The organism is Candidatus Rokuibacteriota bacterium (genome assembly GCA_030647435.1).
Classification (GTDB): domain Bacteria; phylum Methylomirabilota; class Methylomirabilia; order Rokubacteriales; family CSP1-6; genus AR37.
Window position 1 is genome coordinate 208196 of the sequence record JAUSJX010000012.1, and the last position, 23281, is coordinate 231476.

20 protein-coding genes are annotated in these 23281 nt (G+C 67.7%); 8 read left to right on the forward strand and 12 right to left on the reverse strand.

The features are described from left to right. Position 1: 1 nt before the first annotated feature. From Q7W02_02955 to Q7W02_03005, 11 genes are all read right to left on the reverse strand, one after another. On the reverse strand, positions 2 to 475 hold the full coding sequence (locus Q7W02_02955) for a (2Fe-2S)-binding protein (protein ID MDO8475149.1): 474 nt from the start codon (positions 473 to 475) through the stop codon (positions 2 to 4). 128 nt (positions 476 to 603) lie between these two features. Further along, complete coding sequence (locus Q7W02_02960; protein MDO8475150.1) at positions 604 to 4179, reverse strand: adenylate/guanylate cyclase domain-containing protein; 3576 nt, start codon at positions 4177 to 4179, stop codon at positions 604 to 606. After that, positions 4176 to 5405, reverse strand: a complete 1230-nt coding sequence (gene larC, locus Q7W02_02965; GenBank protein ID MDO8475151.1) for a nickel pincer cofactor biosynthesis protein LarC — start codon at positions 5403 to 5405, stop codon at positions 4176 to 4178. Before larC ends, Q7W02_02960 begins: the two co-directional genes overlap by 4 nt. Before the next feature lie 9 nt (positions 5406 to 5414). Then, positions 5415 to 6173 carry a nickel pincer cofactor biosynthesis protein LarB gene (gene larB / locus Q7W02_02970; protein MDO8475152.1) on the reverse strand — a complete coding sequence of 253 codons (759 nt, stop codon included), beginning with the start codon at positions 6171 to 6173 and terminating at the stop codon, positions 5415 to 5417. Further along, on the reverse strand, positions 6155 to 6982 hold the full coding sequence (gene larE / locus Q7W02_02975; GenBank protein MDO8475153.1) for an ATP-dependent sacrificial sulfur transferase LarE: 828 nt from the start codon (positions 6980 to 6982) through the stop codon (positions 6155 to 6157). The genes larB and larE overlap by 19 nt, the downstream gene beginning before the upstream one ends. 1 nt (position 6983) lies before the next feature. Beyond that, positions 6984 to 7895, reverse strand: coding sequence for a PfkB family carbohydrate kinase (locus Q7W02_02980; GenBank protein ID MDO8475154.1), 912 nt, complete (start codon positions 7893 to 7895; stop codon positions 6984 to 6986). Next, positions 7888 to 8796, reverse strand: coding sequence for an S-methyl-5'-thioadenosine phosphorylase (gene mtnP, locus Q7W02_02985; GenBank protein ID MDO8475155.1), 909 nt, complete (start codon positions 8794 to 8796; stop codon positions 7888 to 7890). Before mtnP ends, Q7W02_02980 begins: the two co-directional genes overlap by 8 nt. Beyond that, a complete protein-coding gene (gene mtaB, locus Q7W02_02990) occupies positions 8793 to 10124 on the reverse strand; it encodes a tRNA (N(6)-L-threonylcarbamoyladenosine(37)-C(2))-methylthiotransferase MtaB (protein ID MDO8475156.1) in 1332 nt (443 codons plus the stop codon). Before mtaB ends, mtnP begins: the two co-directional genes overlap by 4 nt. After that, positions 10121 to 11155 carry a 23S rRNA (adenine(2503)-C(2))-methyltransferase RlmN gene (gene rlmN / locus Q7W02_02995; GenBank protein ID MDO8475157.1) on the reverse strand — a complete coding sequence of 345 codons (1035 nt, stop codon included), beginning with the start codon at positions 11153 to 11155 and terminating at the stop codon, positions 10121 to 10123. Before rlmN ends, mtaB begins: the two co-directional genes overlap by 4 nt. 253 nt (positions 11156 to 11408) lie before the next feature. After that, complete coding sequence (locus Q7W02_03000; protein MDO8475158.1) at positions 11409 to 12905, reverse strand: ABC transporter substrate-binding protein; 1497 nt, start codon at positions 12903 to 12905, stop codon at positions 11409 to 11411. Then, positions 12902 to 13888: a uroporphyrinogen decarboxylase family protein gene (locus Q7W02_03005; GenBank protein MDO8475159.1), complete on the reverse strand. Its 987-nt coding sequence runs from the start codon at positions 13886 to 13888 to the stop codon at positions 12902 to 12904. The genes Q7W02_03000 and Q7W02_03005 overlap by 4 nt, the downstream gene beginning before the upstream one ends. 60 nt (positions 13889 to 13948) lie before the next feature. On the opposite strand from Q7W02_03005, the gene Q7W02_03010 reads away from it, so the two are divergent. The 4 genes from Q7W02_03010 to Q7W02_03025 all read left to right on the forward strand — a co-directional run bounded on the left by Q7W02_03010 (position 13949) and on the right by Q7W02_03025 (position 17575). Next, complete coding sequence (locus Q7W02_03010) at positions 13949 to 14509, forward strand: sigma-70 family RNA polymerase sigma factor (protein ID MDO8475160.1); 561 nt, start codon at positions 13949 to 13951, stop codon at positions 14507 to 14509. Further along, positions 14506 to 15579 (forward strand): zf-HC2 domain-containing protein, encoded by a 1074-nt coding sequence (locus Q7W02_03015; GenBank protein MDO8475161.1) that lies wholly within the window; start codon positions 14506 to 14508, stop codon positions 15577 to 15579. The genes Q7W02_03010 and Q7W02_03015 overlap by 4 nt, the downstream gene beginning before the upstream one ends. A gap of 86 nt (positions 15580 to 15665) precedes the next feature. Next, positions 15666 to 17075 (forward strand): DUF4139 domain-containing protein, encoded by a 1410-nt coding sequence (locus Q7W02_03020; GenBank protein MDO8475162.1) that lies wholly within the window; start codon positions 15666 to 15668, stop codon positions 17073 to 17075. Next, positions 17075 to 17575, forward strand: a complete 501-nt coding sequence (locus Q7W02_03025; protein MDO8475163.1) for a hypothetical protein — start codon at positions 17075 to 17077, stop codon at positions 17573 to 17575. The genes Q7W02_03020 and Q7W02_03025 overlap by 1 nt, the downstream gene beginning before the upstream one ends. 360 nt (positions 17576 to 17935) lie before the next feature. On the opposite strand, the gene Q7W02_03030 is transcribed toward Q7W02_03025, so the two are convergent. Next, positions 17936 to 18295: a response regulator gene (locus tag Q7W02_03030; GenBank protein MDO8475164.1), complete on the reverse strand. Its 360-nt coding sequence runs from the start codon at positions 18293 to 18295 to the stop codon at positions 17936 to 17938. A gap of 65 nt (positions 18296 to 18360) precedes the next feature. On the opposite strand from Q7W02_03030, the gene Q7W02_03035 reads away from it, so the two are divergent. From Q7W02_03035 to Q7W02_03050, 4 genes are all read left to right on the forward strand, one after another. Next, entirely contained in the window at positions 18361 to 19806 is a 1446-nt protein-coding gene (locus Q7W02_03035) for a sigma-54 dependent transcriptional regulator (protein ID MDO8475165.1), read from the forward strand. 367 nt (positions 19807 to 20173) lie between these two features. Beyond that, positions 20174 to 20707 (forward strand): diguanylate cyclase, encoded by a 534-nt coding sequence (locus tag Q7W02_03040; protein ID MDO8475166.1) that lies wholly within the window; start codon positions 20174 to 20176, stop codon positions 20705 to 20707. After that, positions 20704 to 22116: a sigma-54 dependent transcriptional regulator gene (locus Q7W02_03045; protein MDO8475167.1), complete on the forward strand. Its 1413-nt coding sequence runs from the start codon at positions 20704 to 20706 to the stop codon at positions 22114 to 22116. Before Q7W02_03040 ends, Q7W02_03045 begins: the two co-directional genes overlap by 4 nt. Continuing rightward, positions 22113 to 22940 carry a polysaccharide biosynthesis/export family protein gene (locus tag Q7W02_03050; protein ID MDO8475168.1) on the forward strand — a complete coding sequence of 276 codons (828 nt, stop codon included), beginning with the start codon at positions 22113 to 22115 and terminating at the stop codon, positions 22938 to 22940. The genes Q7W02_03045 and Q7W02_03050 overlap by 4 nt, the downstream gene beginning before the upstream one ends. The last annotated feature ends 341 nt before the right edge of the window (positions 22941 to 23281 follow it).

Sequence of the window (23281 nt, forward strand, 5' to 3'; positions counted from 1 at the left end):
CCTACTTCCCCGCCATCTGCTCGGCGGCGTACTGGATGGCCTTGACGATATTGTGGTAGCCCGTGCAGCGGCAGAGGTTGCCATCGAGCTGGTGGCGGATCTGCTCCTCCGTCGGCTTGGGGTAGCGCTGGAGGAGCTGCGCCGCCGACATGATCATGCCGGGCGTACAGAAGCCGCACTGCAGGCCGTGCTTCTCCCAGAAGGCATCCTGGATCGGATGCAGCTTGCCGTCCTTGGCCATGCCCTCGATGGTCGCGATCTGGGCGCCGTCCGCCTGGACGGCCAGCATGGTGCAGGACTTGACCGCCTGGCCGTTCAAATGGATGGTGCACGCTCCGCACTGGCTGGTGTCGCACCCCACGTGGGTGCCCGTCAGACCGGCCAGTTCGCGGATGAAGTGGACGAGGAGCAGCCGCGGCTCGACCTCGTGGGTGTGCTTGACGCCGTTGATGGTGATGCTCACGGACTTTTTCACCGCGCGTACCTCCTCAGAGGACTGGATGCTGATCGATGAACGCCGCCTCTCATTCGAGGGATCGAGGCCGGCGAAAGCGAGCAACACCGTAGTCCCGCCGGGCCGCCATGTCAAGGACGGTCTGCAACTTAGATCCTTCTCAGCCGTTCCAAGTTTTCGAGGGCGATCTGGACGGGCCGCCAGGCGAGGAAGGTCTCCCGCAGGGCGGCCTCGGGCGCCCGCTCGGCGATCGCATGGATCGTGTCGGCAGCCAGCGCGGCCACTGCCGTGGCATCGTCCCCCTTGCCCCTCGCCACGCGATCGCCGGCGGCCCGGGCCGCCAGGGCTAGGGCCAAGCTGTGGGCCGACTGCCAGATGAGGTTCGGGTACTCGATGCGCCGCGCGATCCCTAGCGCCTCGCGGAGGTCGACCTCGGCCCGTGTCCAGTCGTGTGCCACAGAAGCGATCCGGCCCCGCAGCAAATGGGCCTTGCCCACGTACTTGAGCGAGCTCGTCGCGCGCGCCTGGACCAGCGCCTTCTCCACCTGCAGCAGCGCCTTCTCGGGCTCACCGAGGGCCAGCAAGGTCTCGGCCAAGTACGTCGCCAGGTGCATGGCCCAGCGCCACCGGTGGGCGCCGAAGCCGGACTTCTCCACGCGGACGAGGCTGTCCTCGGGCACCGCCAGCGCCTTGCCGGTTTCGTCAAGGTGGAGGTGGTCGTATCCGGTGTTGATGAGGGCGCTCACCTCCACGTTCTGGTTCTTGATCCGGTGCCCCATCTCCTGGCTTTCGCGGTTGAGCTCGGTCGCGCGACGGAAGTCGCCCAGTTCCTGGTAGAGCCATCCCAACGAGTTCGTCAGGCGCCCCGTCACCCAGGCTGTCTCGCGGTCCCGCGCCAGGCTCAGCCCCTGGTTGATAACGGCCAGCCCCTGGGCGTGCTCGCCCAGCCCGACCAGGGCGAGACAGCGGAAGGCCAGCGCGATCAGCTCGGAGAGGCCGTCGTGGTTCTCGCGGGCCGTCTCCTCCCCCCGGCGGCAGAGCGGGATCGCCTTGTGGAACTCGGCGCGCCAGTGGGCGTGGGCTCCGAGCCAGGTGAGGTTCTGCGCGATGGCATCTTTGAAGCCGCGGGCCTCGCTGATGCGGAGCGACTCCTCGAGCTTCTCATCCCCCTTCACGAGATCGCCTTCCATCTGATAGAGGAGCCCGAGGTAGCACAGGCTCTTGGCCACCGCCTCCTCGTCGCCGATCTCGCGACCGATGCGGAACGCTTCTTCGGCGAAGGCCTTGGTCTGCGGCACGTGCTCGGCAGAGAAGGTCAGATAGTGAGCGAGGGAAAGGTCCACGAGGGCCTGGGCTTCAGCAAAGCGGTCGCCCGCCTCCCGGGCCATCGCGAGCATCCTGTTGAACTCCGCGATGGCCTCCGCGGGTCGGCTCATCAACCGCCAGATCTGTCCACGCCGCTGGTAGATTTCCATGATCCGCTTCGGCGCCAGCGGCGGCGAGACGCGTCCGGAGATATCGAGGGCTTTCGCATAAGCGTCGAGAGCCGACTGGTTGGCGAAGGCATCCTTCGCCCGATCGCCCGATCGGACCAGGAACTCGAAGGCCTTCGGCCAGTCCTCGCCGCTGACGAAGTGGTGGGCCAGCTCCTGATAGTGGTCGGCCAGCCGGTCGGGGTACAGCTCCTCGATGGCGCCGCCGACAGCCCGGTGCAGCTCCCTCCGGCGCTCTTTCAGGAGGCTGCTGTAGGCCACGTCCTGGATCACGGCGTGCTTGAAGATGTAGGCAGGCTCGGGCAGCAGCCCCTGCTCGTAGATGATCTCGAGCGCCTTCAGCTCCTGGAGGAGCCCCTCGAGCTTTCCGGTCAGCCCGGCGATGCGCTCCAGTAGCCGCTTGAGGAACTGGCGACCGATCACCGACGCGAGCTGGACGGTGCGCTTGCCGTCGTCCCCAAGCCGGTCGAGGCGAGCCATAATGATGTCGTGGATGGTCTCGGGCACGCTCACCTCGCCCACCCCCTTGACCATCCGGAGGCCGCCGTTCTCGCGCCTCAGGACGCCGAGATCGAGGAGCGTCTTCGCCACCTCCTCGACGAAGAGCGGCACGCCCTCGGCCTTGTCCAGGAGGGCGGCCTTGAGCTCCACCGGGAACTGGTCCGTGCCCAGCACGAGGCCAGCCATGTCCAGGGCCTCGGCCTCCGAGAGCGTGTGCAGGGCGAGGGTCGTGTAGAAGCTGCGGCTCCCGAAGGGCGGGTTGTACCCGACCCGGTAGGTCATGAGGACCATGATCGGCGCGCCGGCCACCGAGCCCATGAGCGAGTTGAGATACTCCTCCGTGCTGGCGTCGATCCAGTGGAGGTCCTCGAACACGAATACGATAGGCCGAATGGACGCTCCCCGCAGCGCCAACGCGCGCATGGCCTCCAGCACCCCCTTCCGCCTGGCGGGCGCGTCCATCGCGGCGACAGCCGGATCGCCCGGGTCCACGGACAGCAGGTACCGCACGTACGGGATATACGCCTCGAGCTGCCCCATGCGCCGCATGCCGTGCTCGACCTTGGCGATGATCTCGGGCTCGCCGTCGAACTCCTCGATGCTGAAATTCTCCCGAAGCTGGTCGAGGAGCGGCAGAAACGGGATGGACTGGCCGAAGGAGATGCACTGGCCCTCCAGCCACGTGACGGCCTCGCCCGCCTCGGCCATCCGCCGGCGGAACTCGAGCAGCAGCCGTGACTTGCCGATACCGGCGTCGCCCGAGATAAAGACCACCTGCCCCCGCCCGGCCTTGACCTCGGTGAAGCGCTCGAGCAAGGTGGCGACCTCGTGAACCCGACCCACCAGCGGCGTGAGTCCGCGCTCCACGGATGCCTCGAAGCGCGACCGCCGCAGCCTGGGCCGCAGCACTTCCCAGGCCCGGACCGGAGCGTGGCCCTTGACGCTCACCTCGCTGAGGTCGAGGGTCTCGAAGAACGACGAGATCACCCGGTGGGTCGCCTCGGTGACGACCACGCTCCCTGGCCGCGCGACTTGCTGCATCCGCGCCGCCAGGTTCGTCGTGTCGCCGACCGCGGTGTAGTCCATGCGCAGGTCGTCGCCGATCCGGCCCACCACCACGAGCCCGGTGTTGATTCCGATCCGCATCTGGAGTTCCGGGCCGCCCTGGGCCTTCAGCTCCTCCCCGTAGTCTCTGAGCGCCCGCTGGATCCCAAGCGCGGCGTGGACAGCCCGCCGCGGCCCATCCTCGTGGGCGATCGGGGCGCCGAACAACGCCATCACCCCGTCGCCCGTGTACTGGTTGATGGTGCCCTCGAAGCGGTGGACCTCTGCCGTGATCACCTCGAAACACCGATCCATGATGCGATGCACGTCCTCGGGGTCGAGCTTCTCGGCCAGCGGCGTGAAGCCGGCGACGTCGGTAAAGAGCACGGTCACCTGCCGCCGCTCGCCCTCGAGGGCCGAGCGGCTCGTCAGGATCTTCTCGGCCAGGTGCTTGGGCGTGTACGAAGCAAGACGGGCCTGGAAATCCGCTCCCGGAGGTGGCACGGTCGGTGAGGACGCCGGCGCGGCCTCGGCCGCACCGAGCTGATGGCCGCACTCGAGGCAAAACTTCGCCGCCGGCGGCAGCTCGGTCCCGCACTGCGGACATGCAGCCGCCAAACGCTGGCCGCACTCGAGGCAGAACTTGGCGCGCTCGGGGTTGTCGTGGCGGCAGGCTGGGCAGATCATGGCTGGAGCAGCCGCCGACCGTCGGCCCGCGCCTGGTCAAGGACCTCGCGGACCGGCAGTCCCTTCTCCTTCGCGATGCGGCGGACCTCGGCGAACTCGGGCGTCGCGGTCACCACCCGCCCGGCGAGCCGCGACACCTTGAAGGGCACGGGGCCGTAGGCGGTCGCGAGGGTAACGGTCTCGCGGTCGAGCCGCTCTCGCTGGTAGGCCGTCCAGCGCACGCCGATGGTCGGCGACTCCTCGAAGAGAACGCGCGAGAGCTCGGTCACGCGGTCGGGGGCGCAGAGGGCCGTCAAGACTATGCCGGGCCGGCTCTTTTTCATCGTGACCGGCGTCAGGTAGACATCGAGGGCGCCCGACTCGAAGAGCCGTTCCATTACGGCCTCCCAGAGCTGCGGCTGCATGTCATCCACTGTCGTCTCGACCTGCACGATGGTTTCGCGCCCGGCGGGCCCTGTCGCCTGGCCCAGGAATACGCGGACGAGGTTCGGGGTCTCCAGGTCCATGGTCCCGGCGCCGTAGCCCACCGCCTCCACCGTCATGGCCGGCATCGCCCCGGCCGACACCGACAGCGTCGTAAGGATGGCCGCGCCCGTCGGCGTCACGAGCTCGCGCCTCACTCCCGTGTCCACCACGGGGAAACCCTTGAGGAGCTCGGCCGTGCCGGGACCCGGGATGGCCATGCGCCCATGCGCCCCCGTGACGAAGCCTCCGCCCACCGGCAGCGCCGAGCAGTGAACGGCGTCCACGCCGAGGAGATGGAGGCCGACGCACGCGCCCACCACGTCTACGATGGCGTCCACCGCCCCCACGTCGTGGAAGTGGACTTGGTCCACGGTCGTCCCGTGAACGCGAGCCTCGGCGTGCGCGAGCCTCGTGAAGATCCGCCCCGCCCGGTCTTTCACTGGCGCGTCGAGCCCGCTCGCCGCGATGAGCTCGAGGATCGCGCCGAGGTTTCTATCCGGGTGGTGGTGCTCGTCGTGCGGATGCGCGTGCGAGTGCCCGGCATCCGGGCGCGTGTGAGAGTGATCGTGAACGTGGACGTCCACCTTCGTGGCGCGGAAGGCGCCCTTCATTACCTCGCGCCGCTCGAGCGTGAAACCCGGCAGCCGGAGCTTGGCGAGCTCGCCCTGGAGCGCCTCGAAGGGTACCCCCGCATCGACGAGGGCGCCCATGATCATGTCTCCCGCGGCGCCGCTCGGACAGTCGAAGTAGGCGATGCGCACCGTATAACCTCAGCGGACCTTGGAGGCGAGCTTGTTGATCTGGTTGGCTTGGGCGGCAGCGCCGTAGCCGTTGTCTATGTTGACCACCGACACCCCCGGCGCGCACGAGTTGAGCATGGCCAGCAGCGCCGCCACCCCGCCGAAGGAGGCGCCGTAGCCCACGCTCGTCGGCACCGCGATCACCGGCCGGTCCACGAGGCCGCCGATCACGCTCGGCAGAGCGCCCTCCATGCCCGCCACGGCGATGATCACGTTGGCCTCGTTGAGCCGGTCGAGGTGCGGGACGAGGCGGTGGAGTCCGGCCACGCCGCAGTCATAGAGCCGCTCGACGCGGTTGCCCATCGCCTCCGCCGTTACCGCGGCCTCCTCGGCCACGGGCAGATCCGAAGTGCCGGCACTCACAACCATGATGAGTCCGACGCCCGCGTGGCCCAGTGGCTTGACAACGACCAGCCGTGCGTCCGTGTGAACCGCGCACTCGAGCCCGGAGACCGTCAGGGCGTCGATCACCGCCGGCTCCGCACGCGTCGCCAGAATGTTGTCGTGACTCTCAGCGAGGCGCCTGACGATGGCCACCACCTGCTCGGGAGTCTTGCCCTGGCAGAACACGGCCTCCGGCACGCCGTGCCGCAGCGAGCGATGCAAATCCACGCGGGCGAAGCGGAGGTCGTCGACGGGCAGATCGCGGAGCCGCGCCAGCGCCTGGTCTGGCTGGAGCGTTCCTCTCGCGACCGACTCGAGGAGCTGCCTTACTTTTTCTTTATCCATGCCAGTGCCTCGTTCGCGCTGCCGCTCCGGAACCCCTGGAGGTCCAGCGTGACGTAGAGATAGCCCAGCTCGCGAAAGCGCTTCACGATCGCCTCGTGCCGCCCGTCCTCGAAGAGCCGCCCCATCTCTTCCGGCGGCAGCTCGAGGCGCGCCAGCCTGTCGTGGTGCCGCACCCGAAACTGACGGAAGCCGAGGCTCCGGATGAAGGCTTCGGCCGCGTCAATGAGCCTGAGCTTCTCGGGGGTGATGGCTTCACCGTACTGGAAGCGGGAGGACAGACACGCGAAGGAGGGCTTATCCCAGGTCGGCAGCCCAAGCTCGCGGGAGAGCGCCCGGATCTCTTCCTTCCACATCCCGGCTTCGATCAGGGGGGCCCTCACGCCGGCCGCCTTGGCCGCGTCCATGCCCGGCCGATGGTCGCCCAGGTCGTCCATGTTGGCGCCGTAGACCATGATCGCGTCGCCGTGCTGTCGCGCGATCGGGCCGAGCTTCGCGAAAAGCTCCTCCTTGCAGAAGAAGCAGCGATTGGGAGAATTCAGCGCGTACTGCGGATTGTCCAGCTCGCGAGTCTTGACCACCAGATGCCGCATGCCGAGCAGATCCGCGAGCCGCCGTGTCTCGTCGAGCTCCGAGGCGGGATACGTCTCGGAATCCGCCGTGACCAGCACGACGCGGTCACCGAGGGCCTCCCGCGCCGCGCGCGCGAGGAAGGTCGAGTCCACACCGCCTGAGAACGCCACGAGGACCTGGCCCATCCCCCGGATGATCCCGAGGAGGCTTTCGTGCTTCGCGGCAAGCGCGGCGTCCACGCTACCCCTCCAGGCGGACCATCTCTGCGAAGGCCAGGAGCCGTTCCTCGATCTCGCGCCGCTCCAGTCGCTTGAGCCTCTCCAGCGAGAAATCTTCCACCGTGAAGGAGGCCATGGCGGCTCCCCTCACCATGGCCCGCCGGAGGGAGGCCGGGTCCGTGGCGTCCTGCTGCGCGAGGTAACCCATGAAGCCGCCGGCGAAGGTGTCCCCCGCACCGGTCGGGTCGAAGACGGCCTCGAGCGGGAAAGCCGGAGCGAAGAAGTACTGGCCGCTCGACACCAGGAGGGCGCCGTATTCGCCGCGCTTGATCACCACGGTCCGGGGGCCCATCTCGCCGATCGTCCGCGCCGCCTTGATCAGGTTGGGCTCGCCCGCCAGCATGCGCGCCTCGGCGTCGTTGATGAGCAGGACGTCCGCCCGCGCCAGCACGCGGAGGAGGTCCACCCGCTTACCCTCGATCCAGAAGTTCATGGTGTCGAGCGCGGTGAGCGCGGGCCGCTCCATCTGCTCGAGGACCCCCAGCTGGAGGACCGGATCGATGTTCGCGAGGAACAGGAAGCGCGCCTTCCGGTGCACCGGCCCGAGATTCGGCTTGAAAGCCGCGAAGGCATTCAGCTGCACGTCGAGCGTCCGCGCCTCGTTGAGGTCGAAGCCGTACTCCCCCGTCCACCGGAACGTCTTCTGGCCTGCCAACACCTCGAGCGCCGTGACGTCCACGCCTCGTCCCCTCAGCAACTCGAGGTGCTCCTTCGGGAAGTCCGTGCCCACGGCACCCACCACGCGCACCTGGGTGAAGAAGCTCGCCGCGTAGGAGAAATACGTCGCCGAGCCGCCCAGCGCCTCGGTCACCTTGCCGAACGGCGTCTTGACGCTGTCGAGCGCCACCGAGCCCACGACCACGAGATCAGCCACGCCGGGGTCCTTTCCGTGCGGCCGGGAAGTACTTGTCGAGCAGGAAGCCGAGGCGCTTCCGGACTTTCGGCGGGAAAGCCTTGGGATCCGTGATGACAGCGCTCCGGAGCGCGTCCGGACAGCCCTGGCCGCACGAGGCGGGAATGCGGGAGATCACGCGGCGGAGGACCTCCTTGGCCGTCGCGACGTTCTTCATCAGGTTGGCGACCACCGCCTCCACGGTCACGGCGTCGTGCTCCTCGTGCCACACGTCGTAGTCCGTCACGAGGGCCAGCGTCGCGTAGCACAGCTCGGCCTCGCGCGCGAGCTTGGCCTCCGGCATGTTGGTCATGCCGATGATCGACACGCCCCAGCGGCGGTAGATCTCCGACTCGCCCTTGGTCGAGAAGTGCGGACCCTCGATGCAGATGTACGTGCCGCCCCGGTGGACCCGGGCGCCCACGTCGCGCCCAGCCTGCGCCAGCGCCGCCGCAACCCCGGCGCACACGGGGTGGGCCATGCCGACATGGGCCACGATCCCCTCCCCGAAGAAGGACCCGACCCGGCGCCTGGTGTGGTCGTAGAACTGGTCGGGCACAACGAGCTCCAGAGGATGGATATCCTCCTTCATGCTGCCCACCGCGCTGATGGAGACGAGTGCCTGGGCGCCGAGCTTCTTCATGCCGTAGATGTTGGCCCGGTAGTTGAGCTCCGATGGAGTCAGCCGATGGCCGCGGCCGTGACGCGGCAGGAAGATCACGCGCCGGCCGCCGAACCGGCCGGTGCAGTAGGCGTCCGAAGGATCACCGAACGGGGTCCGGACCTTGACCCAGCGGATGTCCTCCAGCCCCTCCATCTCGTACAGCCCGCTGCCGCCGATGACCCCGACGGTCAGCTCGCTCGCGGCTCGGGGCGGGCTCACGCCGCTTCCAGGACGCCGCGCGCGCCACGGCGGTCGGTTTCCGTCAGCCGCACGGTCGCGAAGCGCCGCCCCAACCCCTCGGGCCCGGCGAAGCTCACCTCGACGTAGTTGGATGTCAGCCCGGTCAGCCCGCCGTCCGCCTGGCGCTCCTCGAGCACCAGCACCTCGACGGCGCGCCCCAGCAGTGCTCGCCTGAAGGCCACGCCCTTGTCGACACCGAGCGCGCGGAGCCTGCTGCTGCGCTCGCGGATCGCTGAGGCCGCCACGCGGTGCCCCATCTTCGCCCCTTCCGTGCCCTTGCGGTCCGAGTACGCGAAGACGTGAAGGTAGGAGAGCGGCAGCTCCCCGACGAGGGCCATCGTCGCCTCGAAGTCGGCCTCCTCCTCGCCCGGGTGTCCGACGATGACGTCCGCGCCGAGCCCAAGGTCGGGGATGGCCGCCGCGAGCCGCTCGGCGAGCGTCCGGTACATGGTCGTATTGTACGGCCGGCGCATGAGCCGAAGGACCCGGTCGCTGCCGCTTTGAAGCGGCAGGTGCAGGTGCGGCGCGACGACCGGGAGCATCGTGACAGCCTGGATGAGCTCCGGTGTGAAGTAGGACGGCAGCACCGAGGAGAGCCTGAGCCAACGCAGGCCTGGGACCTCCGCGAGCCGCGTCACCAGGAGCGCCAGGCTCGTCCGGGGCAAGAGGTCCCAACCGTAGTGGCCGATGTCCACCCCTGTGAGCGTGATCTCGCCGTAGCCCGCCCCGACCAGCGCCTCGAGCTGCTCCACGAGGACCTTCGGCTCCTGGCTCCGGCTCCCGCCGCGGGCCGCCGGCACGATACAGAAGGCGCATCGATGCTGGCAGCCGTCCTGAATCTTGACGAAGGCGCGCGATCGCCCGCTCATGCGGTGGACTGGCGCCGCGGGCACCTCGCGGGCATCGGCGATCGGCCCGACCCGCACCTCCGGCCGGTCCCGCTTGACGAGAGAGTCGAGCAGCTCGGGCAGCCGGTATTTCTCCTGGTTGCCGAGGACGAGGTCGACGCCGGGCATGCGGGCGAGCGCCTCCGGGTCGGTCTGGGCCAGGCAGCCGGTGACGACGACGAGCGCGTCAGGGTTGGCGCGCGTGATGCGCCGGATCGCCTGCCGGTCGGAGAAGTCGGCACGGCTGGTGACCGTGCACGTGTTGACGACATAGACGTGGGCCGGAGCGCCTTCCTCCACCGCCCGGTACCCGGCCTGCTCGACGAGCGCCCGCATCTCCTGGGACTCGACCTGGTTGAGCCGGCAGCCGAGCGTGGCGAAACCGACCGTCCTTGAATTAGCCAGTTGGCCGCCGCTCATACTTCGACTGCCTCCTTGAGCTGCCCGCAGGCCGCCCCGATATCCTCGCCCTTGCTCCACCTAACGGTCGCCCGGATGCCGTGCTCGAGCAGGAGCTCCTGAAAGCCCATGATCCGGTGGAGCGCCGGGCGCTGGAAGCCCGAGTCCTCCCAGTCGTTGAAGGGGATCAGGTTGATCTTCGCCCGGATGCCCTTGAGCAGCCGCACCAGCCGGCGCGCGTCCTCTGGAGCGTCGTTGACGCCCTCGAGCAGGACGTACTCGAAGGTGATGCGCTGGCGGAAGGCAACGGGGAAGCGGCGGCAGGCCTCGAGCAGTTCCTCAATAGCGAAGCCCTTGTTCACCGGCATGATCCTGTCGCGGATCTCGTTGCTGGTCGCGTGGAGCGAGATAGCCAGGTTGACCTTGAGGTTCTCCTTGGCGAGGCGCTCGATCCCGCCGACGAGCCCGACGGTCGAGACGGTGATCCGGCGGGGCGAGAAGCCGAAGGCCTTGGGATCGGTCAGGATCCGGAGAGACTGGACGGTCGCGGCGTAGTTGGCCAGCGGCTCGCCCATGCCCATATAGACGATGTGGGTGATGCGCTCCCCGGACCCGAGCGTCGCGCGCGCCGCCAGGACCTGCCCCACGATCTCCCCTGCCGTGAGGTTGCGCTCGAGCCCCATGGTGCCGGTCAGGCAGAAGGCGCACGCGAAACCGCAGCCGATCTGGGTCGAGACGCACAGGGTCAGGCGGTCGCGGTCGGGCATGAGGACCGACTGGATGCGGGCGCCGTCCTCCAGGGTCAGCACGAGCTTCTGGCTGCCGTCCTGGGAAGGCGTTCGCCTCTCGATCTGAGGCACCGCCACCGTCGCCCTCCCACCCAAGGCCGCCCGGAAGTCCCGAGGCAGGTCGGACATGGCCTCAATGTCCGTGGCGCCCTTTCCGTAGAGCCACGAGGCAATCTGGCGGCCCCGATACCGGGGCGCGCAGAGCGACTCAGCGAGATCTTCGAGCTCCGAGGGCAGGAGGTCGAGCAGGTTCAGGCGGGACATACGCGCCGTAGGATAGCACAGGACTTGTCCACGGAAGTTGTGGGAGGCCCGTGGATAAGCCTGTGGGTGGCTCGCCGCGGATCAGGACATTTCAGGCACTAAGAGCGAATCGCTCAATGGCTCGGCACCGCACTGCGCGCAGACGGCGCGACGGCCCTACTTGTCGCCCTGGACTTCCTTCAGAAGCTCCGACACACGATCGGTGAGGTCGAACAGCTCACGGACCCGTGGGGCCGGAGCCGGCGCGACACCCTCACCGGAGCGCCGCCTCGTGCAGTGGCATCCACTGATCCGACCGCGGGGTCCAGCTCACGCGGTCGCGGCTCGCGTAGATGTCCACCTGCTGGAGCAGGAAGACCCAGGTCGCGTCTTCGACCATGGCGCGAGCCAGGTCGCGGTAGACCTGGCGTCGCTTGGCCGCGTCCATGGTGCCGCGCCCAAGGTCGAAGAGGGCATCGACGCGCTCGTTCTTGTAGTAGAGGCCGCGGCCCTTGGACGAAACTAGATTATAGAGCTCGTCGCCGTCCTGCATCGGCCCACCGAGACCCAGGAGGTAGGCGTCCTGGAACTGCTTGCCGAGATAACGCTTGAAGTAGGCGCCCCACTCGGCCACCTGCACCTTGGGCTTGAACCCGGCCTTCTGCCACTGTCCCCCAAGGGCCTCGGCTATTTCCTTGTCGCCCTGGTAGCGCCCCGCGGGCGACTCGAGCGTGATTTCCAGGCCGTCTGGATAGCCTGCCTCGGCGAGAAGCTTCCGCGCCCGCGCCGGGTCATGCACATAACCCTTGACGCTCGCGTCGTATCCGAACATCTGCGGCGTGAGCGGCCCCTCGAGCCTTCGGCCGCTGCCCTCGAGCACGTTCTTGACGATGGCGTCGACGTCCGTCGCGTAGTTGAGCGCCTGGCGGACCCGCACGTCGGACAGCGGCTTCTTGAAAGCATTGAGCCCCAGGTAGATGATCCAGCTGCTGGGCACGCGCTGAACGCGGAGGCCACCGACACGCTCCAGCTCGCGCGCGAGGCTCGGCGGGACCGTCGTGATGAGGTCGACCTCGTTGTTTCGGAGCGCCGCCGCCCGCGTGAAGGGCTCGGGGATGGGCTTGTAGATGACCCTCCTGATCTTGGGTGCTCCCCGCCAGTGGCGGTCGAAGGCCTCGACGACCAGACGGTCGTCCTTGACAAGCTCGACGAAGCGGTAGGGCCCCGTGCCGACGGGCTTGAGCGCCATGCCCTGGTTGCCCTTCTCGGCGGTGTACTTCGGCGGCACCATGGGAAAGTCCAGCAGCCGGTTGATGAGCGGCGCGTACGGCTGGCGGGTGACGAGGTTCACCGTGTAGTCGTCGATGACGTCCACCCGCGCGATCTCGGCCATGTTGGCGCGGTTGGGCGACTTCTGCTCCGGATCGAGCACCCGCTGGAAGGTGAACCGCACCGCCTCGGCGTTGAAGGACTCGCCGTCGTGGAACACGACGCCGCGCCTGAGCTTGAGCTGCCACGTCGTGTCATCGACGAGCCGCCACGACTCGGCCAGCTGGGGCACGATGCGGTTGTCCGCGTCGCGCCCGACCAGCGAATCGAAGATGCTGACGCCGACCATCGCCCGGATGGACGAGAGGTTCATGGTCGGGTCGAGGTTCTCGGGCGTCCACGGGATGGCGACGCGGAGCTCGCCCTGGGGCTGGGCTCCCCCGCCGCCCGGGAGCAGGATGAGCATCGCCGCCGCGGCGCATGCCGCCAGGCGGAGCCTCACGCCCCGGCTCCTTTGACCGCCCGCACCGCCGCGTCGAGGTATTCATCGGGAGCGGCGAGCGGCAGCACGCAGCCCGGCGCGATGATGACCCCTATGCCCCCGGTCTGCCCAATGGCGTCGGCGACTTCGGCCGCCACGGCCGAGGCCGGGCCCTCGAGCAGCGTCTCCTTCTCGTTGAGCCCGCCGGCCACCGCCCCACTGAAGCGCCTGAGCGCATCGCCGAGCGACGGCGCGGTCAGCCTGTCGTGCCAGTTCACGGCCGCCACCGGCAAGGTCGCCTTCCGGTCGAAGTAGATGTGCTCGCCGTGGAGGTGGAGCATCGTGAAGAGGGTGCTGCCGTTCAGGCTCTCGAGCATCCGCCAGGAGTACGGCATGCTGAACCTCGCGTGCTCGCCCTCGTCCAGCACGTCGCGGCTGGCGTCCTGCGAGGCGTAGAAGATGCCGTCGGCCCCGACCTGCGCCACGGCGGCGACGTAGCGGATGACCGTCTCCGTGATGGTATCGAGCGCGGCCATGACGGCGTCCGGATGATCTCTGAGGTCGCCGAGCAGCCGGTCGCCCGCCAGCTTGCGCGCGATGGTGAGGGGGGCGAACACGGTGTGCAGCACCGGGACGTCGTCGCTCCTGTCTGCGAGGATGAGCCGGAGCGCCTCGAGCTCACGCCCGAGCGCCCCCTGCCCCGGGTCGAGAGCCTTGAGCTTCGCCCAGTCCGAGACCTCCCGGATAGCGTGCTGCGTGCACGTCTTTGCGCCGTTGGGGGATCCCCGGTACGCGACCCTGCACCCCCAGTCCTCGACGCAGTAGACGCCGCTCGACATGATCTTGATGAAGTCTAGGTCCCACTTGCGCTGGAAGGCGAGCATGGCCTCGGCGAGGCCCGCCGAGGTATGGTCGACCTCGGGGACATGCCGCCAGAACGCCACCGGCGGCCGGTCCACCGGCCGCCGGGCAAGCGCTGCCCGGACTCGCTCTCCCTTGGTCATCGCCGGGCAAGTCTATCATTTCTGTCACAGGGAACTTTCCGCCCGCGCTATGGTCTTAACGTGCGGGAAGGAGATGCCGCCGATGCCCCGGAATTCCTCGACAGGCTGCGGGCGGCCGACGCGCGGGCCTTCGAAGAGCTCGTCGCCTCCCACCAGCATCGCGTGTTCGGCGTGGCCCTGCGCATGCTCAGCGGCGCGGCCGAAGCCGAAGAGGTGGCGCAGGAAGCCTTCCTGCGCGCGCACCGGAGCCTTGGCGAATTCCGCGGGGATGCCAAGCTCTCCACGTGGCTCTACACCATCGTCTCCCGACTCTGCCTCAACCGGCTGGCGTCGGGAGATCGCAGGGCGGTCCGTCACGGCGAAGAGATCCTGCTTCGGGTGGCCGATGAAGGCGGCGGACCCGAGGTCCAGGCGGAGCGCGGCGAGCTCGAGGAAGCGCTCCACCGCGCCATCGCGGAGCTGCCCGAGGAGCGCCGGGTCGTGATCGTCCTGAGAGACCTCGAAGGTCTCTCCTACGAGGAGATCGCCCTGGCGCTCGGTCTCGAGCTGGGCACGGTACGGTCGCGGCTTCACCGGGCGCGCATGGACCTCAAGGAGAAGTTGGAGCGGTTCCTGCCATGAACTGCCACGAGACGCGAGAGCGGCTGTCCGACTTGCTCGACCTGGCCCTGGCCGTGCCCGAGCGCGCCGAGGTTGGAGCCCACCTCGACGGCTGCCCGGACTGCCGCCGGGAGCTCGACCGGCTGCGGGCGACGGTCTCGCTCCTCTCGCGCGTCGAGCGTCCACGGGCGCCGGTGGGCTTCGTCGACCGCGTGATGGCCGCGGACCATCCCGTCCCCTGGTATCGCAGGCTCGGGCGCCGGCTCTTCCTGCCGCTGAACATCAAGCTGCCTGTCCAGGCCGCGGCCATGCTCGTCATCGCCGTCCTCGGCGTCTATCTTCTTCAGCGCACTCCCGAGTGGAGGGACGCTGCGCGGCCCGAGCTCCAATCGCCCGCATCTCGGTCGGAACCTTCCGGCACAACGCCGGCCGCGCCGACTTCGCCGCCCGCCCCGAGCCAGAAGGATTTGAAGGCGGGCAAGGTCGATTCGGGGAATTTGTCCGAGCCCGCGCCCCAGGCCGCCCGCGAGACCGAAAATGCCGTGCGCGACGGGAGGCGGCTCGACTCTCCGCAGTCCTCCCCTCCCTCAACGCAGGAGTTCAAGCAGGACCCCAAGAAGGAAGCCGACGCCGACCGTCTCCAGAAGGCGGGCGCCCCCACCTCCCAGGCCGCGCCCGCTCCCCAGGTCGCGGCATCCAGCGCTCCCGCTCCCGCCGCGCCTCCCGCTGAATCGTGGGCGAAGAGTCGGGACGCGGCCGAGGGACAGTCCGGGGCGCTCGCCCCGGCGCCGCCGGCGATGTCGGCCAAGCGCCAGTCGGCCATGTCCGGCGTGCTTGGCCGTCTCAACGTCAAGAGCCGCCCGGCGGCCGTGCGGGGCCTGGCTGATCTCCTCGTTCGCCTCGGGGGCAGCGAGACCGGGCGCCGCCAGGAGCTGGGGGCGACGGTGGTCGAAGTCCTGGTCCCGGAAGCCCGCTACGCCGACTTCGTCCGCGGCCTCACGACACTCGGAGCCTGGACCCCTGAGGGCCAGCCGGCGGCCCTGCCCACCGACCCTCCGCAGATCCGCCTCAGCATCCGCATCTCCGAGTAGCCCGGGAACTTCTCCCCGCCCGTCCGGTCTAACCCTCCAGAAGCGCCCAATACCGGGCACATATAATACATGCAGAGGATGGACCCATGACCAAGCGGCTGATTGCTCTGACTCTTGTGGTGGCGCTCTGGAGCGCCCAGCTTGTGGCGGCGGCGCCGCAGGCCATCACGCGCGACGACCAGAAGGACCTGATGGTCACCATCTACAACGGCAACCTCGGCCTCGTGAAGGACACCCGCGAGGTCCGTTTCGACGCCGGCATGCTCGAGGTCCAGTTCGCCGACGTCGCCGCGCAGATCGACCCGACATCGGTCCACCTCAAGTCGCTGACCGATCCGTCCGGGCTGAAGATCCTCGGGCAAAACTACGAGTACGACCTCCTGACCTCCGGCAAGCTCATGGAGAAGTACGTGGGCAAGAAGGTCCGCCTCTACCAGTCGAACGGCTCGTACCAGGAAGCGACGCTGCTGAGCACCAACGGGCCCGTCTACGAGATCAACGGGCAGATCCACATGAGCCACTACGGACAGGTCGTTCTGCCGGCGCTGCCCGAGAACCTGGTCTCGAAGCCGACGCTCGTCTGGCTCCTGCGCAACACCAAGGCGGCGGCCCAGCGCGTCGAGGCCTCCTATCTCACCGGGGGCATCAACTGGAAGGCCGACTACGTCATGGTCATCAACGCCGCCGACAACAAGAGCGACCTGACCGGCTGGGTCACGATCGACAACAAGAGCGGCGCGACCTATTCGAACGCCGCGCTCAAGCTGGTCGCGGGCGACATCAACCGCGCGAAGGACCGGCGCCAGGAAGGGCGCATGATGGACATGGCGGCCAAGGCGGCATCGTCGGTGGCGGCCGAGCGCGACTTCAAGTCCGAAGGTTTCTTCGAGTACCACCTGTACACCCTCGACGGCCGGACGACCATCAAGGACAACCAGACCAAGCAGCTCTCGCTGATGTCCGCTTCCGACGTGCCGGTGGACAAGCACTTCATCTACTACGGCGCCGCCGAGTACTACCGGACGCAATACGGCGTCCCCATGTCCAACCAGAAGGTCGGCGTCTACCTCGAGCTCAAGAACAGCAAGGAGAACCGGCTCGGCATGCCGATCCCCAAGGGTCGCGTGCGGGTCTACAAGGCCGATACCTCCGGCAGCCAGCAGCTGATCGGCGAGGACTGGGTCGACCACACGCCCAAGGACGAGAGGATCAAGATCAAGATGGGCGACGCCTTCGACGTGATCGGCGAGCGCACCCAGAAGGACTGGAAGCGGATCGCCTCGAACCTCTACGAGGTCGAGTGGGAGATCTCGCTGCGGAACCACAAGAAAGAGGCCGTGACCGTCGAGGTCGTCGAGCCCATGCCCGGAGACTGGGAGGTGATCCGCGCGAGCCACCCGCACGAGAAGATCCAGGCCTTCACGGCGCGGTGGAAGATCCCCGTGCCGAAGGAAGGCGAGACCAAGCTCAGCTACCGCATCCGCGTGCGCTTCTGATGGGCGCCGGCCGTGGGGGGCTCGGGAGGATCGCGGCCCTCGCACTCCTGACGCTTGCCCACGCGGCGCCGGCTGCGGCGCTCAGCTGCGTTCACTTCCCCTTTCAACAGCCAGGCAAGCGCTTCGGCACCACGGAGCTCGTGGCCCACGTCGAGGTGCTCGACGTGCACGCCGACCGGATCATGGACGTCCGCGTCCTTCGCGTGCTCCACGGGCGCGAGGATCGGCCGGTCGTCAGCGTGGAGGTGGCCGGGGCCCTCGGCTGGAACATGCCGCAGCAGTGGGGCTTCGAGCCCTTCAGGCGGAGCACCCAGTGGGTCATCGTGATGCTCCCGGCTCAGAAGGGGAGCGCAGCCTGGCAGCCCCAGCTCTGCCGGGCCTTCCTCAAGGTCGAAGGCGGCAGCGCCGTGGGCTACGTCAGCGATCTCACCAGCCGTGACCGTGTGACGCTCGACGACCTCGCCGCGCGAGTCGCCTCAGCAGCCCTGTGGCAGCCTTAGGGACGTGTCGTGTAGTTGGTAGCTTAGCCCGTGGCTCGGCGCCGCACAGGAGCGCTTCTCCGACAGGCTCTTAGGGCGGGAACGGGCCCCTGCCGCCTGGAGCACACGGTCGCCCTCGGCTCCGAGACGACGGGTACCTGCGCCTCACGACTCTCACCTGCATGGTCTCGACACTCTGAACGTGCGGTCGTACCCCAATCCGCGTGAACAACTTGCTTGACTTCAGAAAGCCCCCTGTCACAGATGCTGACACAGGGGAAACTTGGGTATTGTTTTCCCCAGCAAATGCTTCATAATCTCTCCACTGCCCATCAAAACCGTCAAGGAAGACGACAGGAGGGGGCCTGCCTGGGGGCAGCTTCAGTAGGCAGACCGAAGCTTGGACAGGATTTCGGTCAGTTGTGCCAGGCCGGTCGGTTTTTCGAGAACTGCAACGGCGCCAAGTTCCTTGGCCTTCGCGGCGGCCCCAGAGGCCGCGTGGCCGCTAATGACGACGACCGGGAGGAGCGGATGACGGCTGCGGATCTGAGCCAGCACGGTGAGGCCACTGAGACCCGGCATGACGAGGTCCATGAAGACGCCGTCCACCGGTGTGGCCGCGAGGACATCCAGAGCCTCGGAGCCGTCGAGGGCCACCAGGGCCTCGTACCCCGCCGCTCTGATGGCGTCGGCCAGGACCTCGGCCACCACAGGCTCGTCTTCCACCACCAGGATTCTCATGACCGCCACGGTATGACTATCCTGACCGGCCCTCGCCGGTCAAGGAAGAAAGTCTCGCGGGCGTCATGAAAGGCGCCTCCGTCCTCATCCTGGACGGCAATCCCGAGAGTCGGGAGACCCTGGAGCGGGCCATCGAGCATGCGGGCCATACGGCCTTGGTGGCCCGAACGGGGCCCGAGGCATTGGCGCTCCTATCCAATCTCCGCCCCCCGCTGGCCCTGGTGGACGTGGACGAGTTGGGCGATGAAGCGTTCAGCGTGCTCCGGGAGATAACCCTGGGCACCTCGGACACGGTCGCCCTCGCCGTGTCCAGGGCGAGCAACACGGGGCTGGTGGTCCGCGCCATCCGGGCGGGTGCCGCGGACTTTCTCGTGAAGCCCCTTTCAGCCCAGGCGCTCGTGGGCGCGCTCAAACGGGCACTGATCCAGAACGGGGCGGCCCCGGTCGAGCCGACCCACCGGAACGTCGAGGCAGTCGAGCCGTCGGCCCCGGACCTCGAGCTCCTTTTTGGGAAAAGCCGGCACATGCGCGCGGTCGAGGACATCGTGAGGCGGGCCGCGGACACCAACACCACGATCCTCCTCCAGGGCGAGAGCGGCACCGGCAAGGAGATGGTGGCCAACGCCATTCACCACATCTCCGACCGGCGCGACAAGCCCTTCCTCAAGATCAACTGCGCGTCCCTGCCGGGCGAGCTCCTCGAATCGGAGCTGTTCGGCCACGAGAAGGGAGCCTTCACGGGCGCCCATCGGAGGAAACCGGGCAAGTTCGAGCTGGCCTCCCGGGGCACCTTCCTCCTCGACGAGATCGGGGAGATGGTGCTGGGTCTGCAGGCGAAATTGCTCCACGTGCTCCAGGACGGCGCCTTCTTCCGGTTGGGCGGCAGCGAGCTGATCAAGACCGACGCACGAGTCATCGCCGCGACCAACCGCGACCTCGCCTCGGTCATGGCCAAGGGGGCGTTCCGGGAGGACCTCTACTACCGGCTCAACGTCGTGGCGATTTCGATCCCGCCGCTCCGGGAGCGGCGCGAGGAGATTCCGTTCCTCGTCGAGCACTTCGTGGAGAAGTCCTGCCAGCAGTACAACCGCGCCGCCCCGAACATTTCCCTCGAGACCATGCGTCTCCTCAAAGAATACAATTGGCCGGGCAACGTTCGGGAATTGGAGAACATGATTAAGCGGGCGGTGGTGCTGCAGAGCGAGGCTCTGATCCCCGAGGAGATCGCAGTCCGACGCCAGCAACCGTTGCCCTCGCGGCTGGTTCGGGGGCAGAGCGAGTCGGCCCCGCCGCTCGCGTCCTCTTCGGTGCCGGAGATGGGGCTCAAGGATGTGGCGAAGCAAGCCGCCCTCGCCGCTGAGAAAATCGTTATCAAGGAGGTTCTCGAACAGGTGCGCTGGAATCGGGCGGAGGCCGCACGGCTACTCAAGATCAGCTATAAGGCGATGCTCTATAAGATCCGGGCGGCCGGCCTTGACGAGTCCAAGCACCAGAAGCCTGATGGGAAATAGTTTCCCTGTTCCTGACCTGTTTTTCCCTAACTCCTCCTTCGGAGTTCTCTCTGGATATCTGAACAATCGGTCGAGATTTGCGGCTCGGCTCAGCTCTTCCTCCGGCTACTTCGCCACCTAAGTAGCTGGAAACAGGAGAACCTGTCTCCCGCAGGCCTGAGACCGCGACTCGGCCCCAGGGCGGATGGCGCAAACTTTGCATTGTGGAATGGCTTTTACGGCCATCGGGCCCGGCGCACCAAGATGTCTCGCGCCTGAGGCGCATGTCGTGGGATTGTGATTTGACCCGGAGCCGTTCGGGGTCGAGGCTCAGGGTGCGATGCAACCAGATGTTTCTACGGACCCCCTTAGGATGGGAGAGCTCTTCGTGACCGATTTTGTGGACGCCGCTACGGGCGTCTTTTCCGAGTACGCATTTCAGCACATGTTGACCCGTGAAACGGGACGGGCCGCGCGCTATCAGGACTTCTTCTCGCTCTGCCTCGTCAAGCCTGATGTTGATGAGGGTAGTGAGGAGAGCGAGGAGGAGATCGAAGCCGCGATCTTGAAGAAGATCCTCGAGTTCGTCCGCTCGACGGATATGGTGGGCCGTCTGGCACCCGGCATCGGCATCGTGTTGCTCTACACCTCGGGCGAGGACGCGATCGGCGTTGCCAACCGGATCCGGACCGGCATCGAGCAGGTGACGTTCACGGACCGCCCGGCCGGGCGGTCGCACCGGCTGACCTTGAGCATCGGCGAGGTCTCCTTCCCCCACCACGGACACGACCGCCTGACCCTGCTCGTCATGGCGGCCCAGTGCCTCGGCCACGCCGCCGAGCGCGGAGGCAACCGGGTGGTGTATGCGTCGGAACTCGAGCCTCGCGGGGGATCCGCTGCCGCCGAGGGTGCGGGCTCATGAGGCTCCTGGTTCTCGACGAGCCGCTGGAGGTGGTACCCCGGCTACAGGGCCTGCTCGCCGGGAGCGAATGGGAGACCCGCTTCGTCGGCTCCCTCGACGAGTTCCACCTTGCGCTCAAGAGCTGGGGTCAACCGGACATGGTCATCGTGAACCTCACGCTCCCGCTCACGGCATGGCAGCTGGCCCAGCACCTGAAGCGGTTGGGCGGCTCGCAGACGGGGCTGATCCTGGTCGACGAGCCGGCAGCGCCCGGGCTCGAGCATCTCAAGTCTCTGACGGGCATCGAGTGTCTGGCTCGGCCCGCCACCCCTGCGAGCCTGGATGGCGCATTAAGAGCTGCGCTCAAGCAGCGCTGCGCGCCGAGGCGGCCAGGCGGGTCGGCGGGCCCCAGGAGGGAGGCGGCCTACTGCGGGATCATCGGACACTCCAAGGAGCTCCGGCATGTGATCGCCAAGATCAAGAAGGTCGCCCCGGGCGACGCCAACGTCTGCATCATGGGGGAGAGCGGCACCGGCAAGGAGCTCGTCGCCCGCGCCGTCCACCAGAACGGCCCGCGCCGCAACCGTCCGCTGGTCACCCTGGACTGCACCGCGGTCCCCGAGGGGCTCATGGAAAGCCAGCTCTTCGGCCACGTGCGGGGCTCCTTCACCGGAGCGGTCGAGAACCGCGACGGAGTCTTCTCCCTGGCCCACACCGGCACGCTTTTCATCGACGAGATCAGCGAGCTGCCGCTCTCGCTTCAGGCTAAGCTCCTGCGCGTGATCCAGACGCGGGAGTTCGTCAAGGTGGGCGGGACCAAGCCCGTGCGCATCGACATCCGGCTGGTCACCGCAAGCAACAAGGACCTGCGCACCGCCGTCGAGGAGGGCACCTTCCGGGAGGATCTTTACTACCGGATCGCGGTAGTCATGCTCGAGGTCCCGCCGCTGCGGAACCGGCGGGAGGATATCCCCGCGCTGGCCGAGCACTTCCTGCAAAAGTTCAGCGCGGCGCACCGCAAGCCGATGCCCAAACTGACCGCACAGGCCGTCGAGCTGTTGACCTCCTACGACTGGCCCGGCAACGTGCGCCAACTGGAGAACTGCATCGAGCAGGCGGTGGTCCTGTGCGACGGCGACGCCGTGGACGTGGATGCGCTGCCGCTTGCGGAGACGACGCCCAAGCGGAGCGGCCCGCCGGGCGTGCGGGAGCCCGTGGGGTTCACGCTGCGCGAAGTGGAGCAGGAGTATATCCTGCGAACCCTCAAGGCCGTGGGAGGCAACCGCACCCGTGCCACGCGCCTGCTCGGCATCAGCCTGCGCTGTCTTCAGTACCGGCTGAAGGCCTACGGCCAGGCCGGCACCGAGCCTCAGGCGCGCATCTCCGAAGCGCCCGAAACCCAATACCCACTTAGGAGTGTGACGTCATGAGCCGTTTGCGCTGGCTGTTGCTGGTTCTCTCAGCTGCCGTGCTGATCCTGCCGCTGTCCGCGCCCCGCGCGCAGGTGTCCGACAAGGCTTATATCATCGGACCCGAGGACGTACTCGAGGTCCAGGTGTGGGAACGGAAGGATCTCAATCAGACGGTGTTCGTCCGTCCGGACGGCCGGACCTCGCTGCCGCTGGTGGGCGAGATCATGGTGGCCGGCAAGACCATACAGGAGCTCCAGGACCACCTGGCCAAGGTCTACGAGAAGACCGTCCAAAGCGCCGTCGTCACCGTCATCGTCAAGGAGATCAAGAGTCGCCCGGTGTACTTCGTCGGGGGCTTCGGCCGGCCCGGGCCGATGCAGCTCACCCGCGAGATGACGCTGATGCAGGCCATCTCCGTGGTCGGCGGAGTTGTGCCCGGCGGCGACGCGGAGAACGGCTACGTGCTGAGGGGCGACAAGCGCATCGCGGTGGACTTCTACAAGATGCTCCAGAGGGGCGACCTCAGCCAGAACACCCGGCTCGAGCCCGGAGACACTGTGGTCGTCCCGATCGCCGACTTGGTCTATGTCCAGGGCGAGGTGAGGACGCCCTCCCCCCTCAAGTACACCACTGACCTGACCCTGCTCAAGGCAATCACCCTGGCGGGTGGGCTCACGCCCCTGGCGGCCTCCGGCCGCGTCGATCTGCTCCGCGGAAGGACTGGTGAGAAAAAGGAACGAATCCGCGTGGACGTTGATAAGATCATGCGAGCGCCTGATGAGAACCCTGACGTGAGCCTCAAACCCGACGATATAATCTATGTCCCGCAGAGGCTTTTCTAGACGAGTTGATGTCAAGTGCGGGGAGGGGCGGCTGCTCCTCCCCGCACTGCTGTTCGCCGTTTTTCTCGGATTCGCTCCCGCCGGCCTAAGTCCCCTCGGACACCCTCTGGCCTGGGCCCAGACGCCGTCGGCCCCATCGCCAAGCGAGGCACCCCAGTCGCAGGACAGCACGCCGTCCTCACCCCAGCAGCCCAGCCCTCCCCCGGGTCCCCAGCAGCAGCCGGCGGCGACGCTCCCGTGGACCCCTCCCGTCGCGCCGCCGCCCTCTCAGAGCCATGTCCCCGGCCTCTTCGTGCCGCCCATACATATTGCCCCGGGGGCGACCTTTGAGTACCACCCGA

Bases quoted from the DNA above. Each gene is read 5' to 3' on its own strand.
- larB (MDO8475152.1), bottom strand. From the start codon at position 6,173: ATGGATAAAGAAAAAGTAAGGCAGCTCCTCGAGTCGGTCGCGAGAGGA.
- Q7W02_03025 (MDO8475163.1), top strand. From the start codon at position 17,075: ATGGGCGCCGGCCGTGGGGGGCTCGGGAGGATCGCGGCCCTCGCACTC.
- Q7W02_02960 (MDO8475150.1), bottom strand. From the start codon at position 4,179: ATGATCTGCCCAGCCTGCCGCCACGACAACCCCGAGCGCGCCAAGTTC.
- Q7W02_03030 (MDO8475164.1), bottom strand. From the start codon at position 18,295: ATGAGAATCCTGGTGGTGGAAGACGAGCCTGTGGTGGCCGAGGTCCTG.
- Q7W02_03050 (MDO8475168.1), top strand. From the start codon at position 22,113: ATGAGCCGTTTGCGCTGGCTGTTGCTGGTTCTCTCAGCTGCCGTGCTG.
- rlmN (MDO8475157.1), bottom strand. From the start codon at position 11,155: ATGTCCCGCCTGAACCTGCTCGACCTCCTGCCCTCGGAGCTCGAAGAT.
- Q7W02_03005 (MDO8475159.1), bottom strand. From the start codon at position 13,888: ATGACCAAGGGAGAGCGAGTCCGGGCAGCGCTTGCCCGGCGGCCGGTG.
- Q7W02_03035 (MDO8475165.1), top strand. From the start codon at position 18,361: ATGAAAGGCGCCTCCGTCCTCATCCTGGACGGCAATCCCGAGAGTCGG.
- mtaB (MDO8475156.1), bottom strand. From the start codon at position 10,124: ATGAGCGGCGGCCAACTGGCTAATTCAAGGACGGTCGGTTTCGCCACG.
- Q7W02_03020 (MDO8475162.1), top strand. From the start codon at position 15,666: ATGACCAAGCGGCTGATTGCTCTGACTCTTGTGGTGGCGCTCTGGAGC.
- Q7W02_03015 (MDO8475161.1), top strand. From the start codon at position 14,506: ATGAACTGCCACGAGACGCGAGAGCGGCTGTCCGACTTGCTCGACCTG.
- Q7W02_03045 (MDO8475167.1), top strand. From the start codon at position 20,704: ATGAGGCTCCTGGTTCTCGACGAGCCGCTGGAGGTGGTACCCCGGCTA.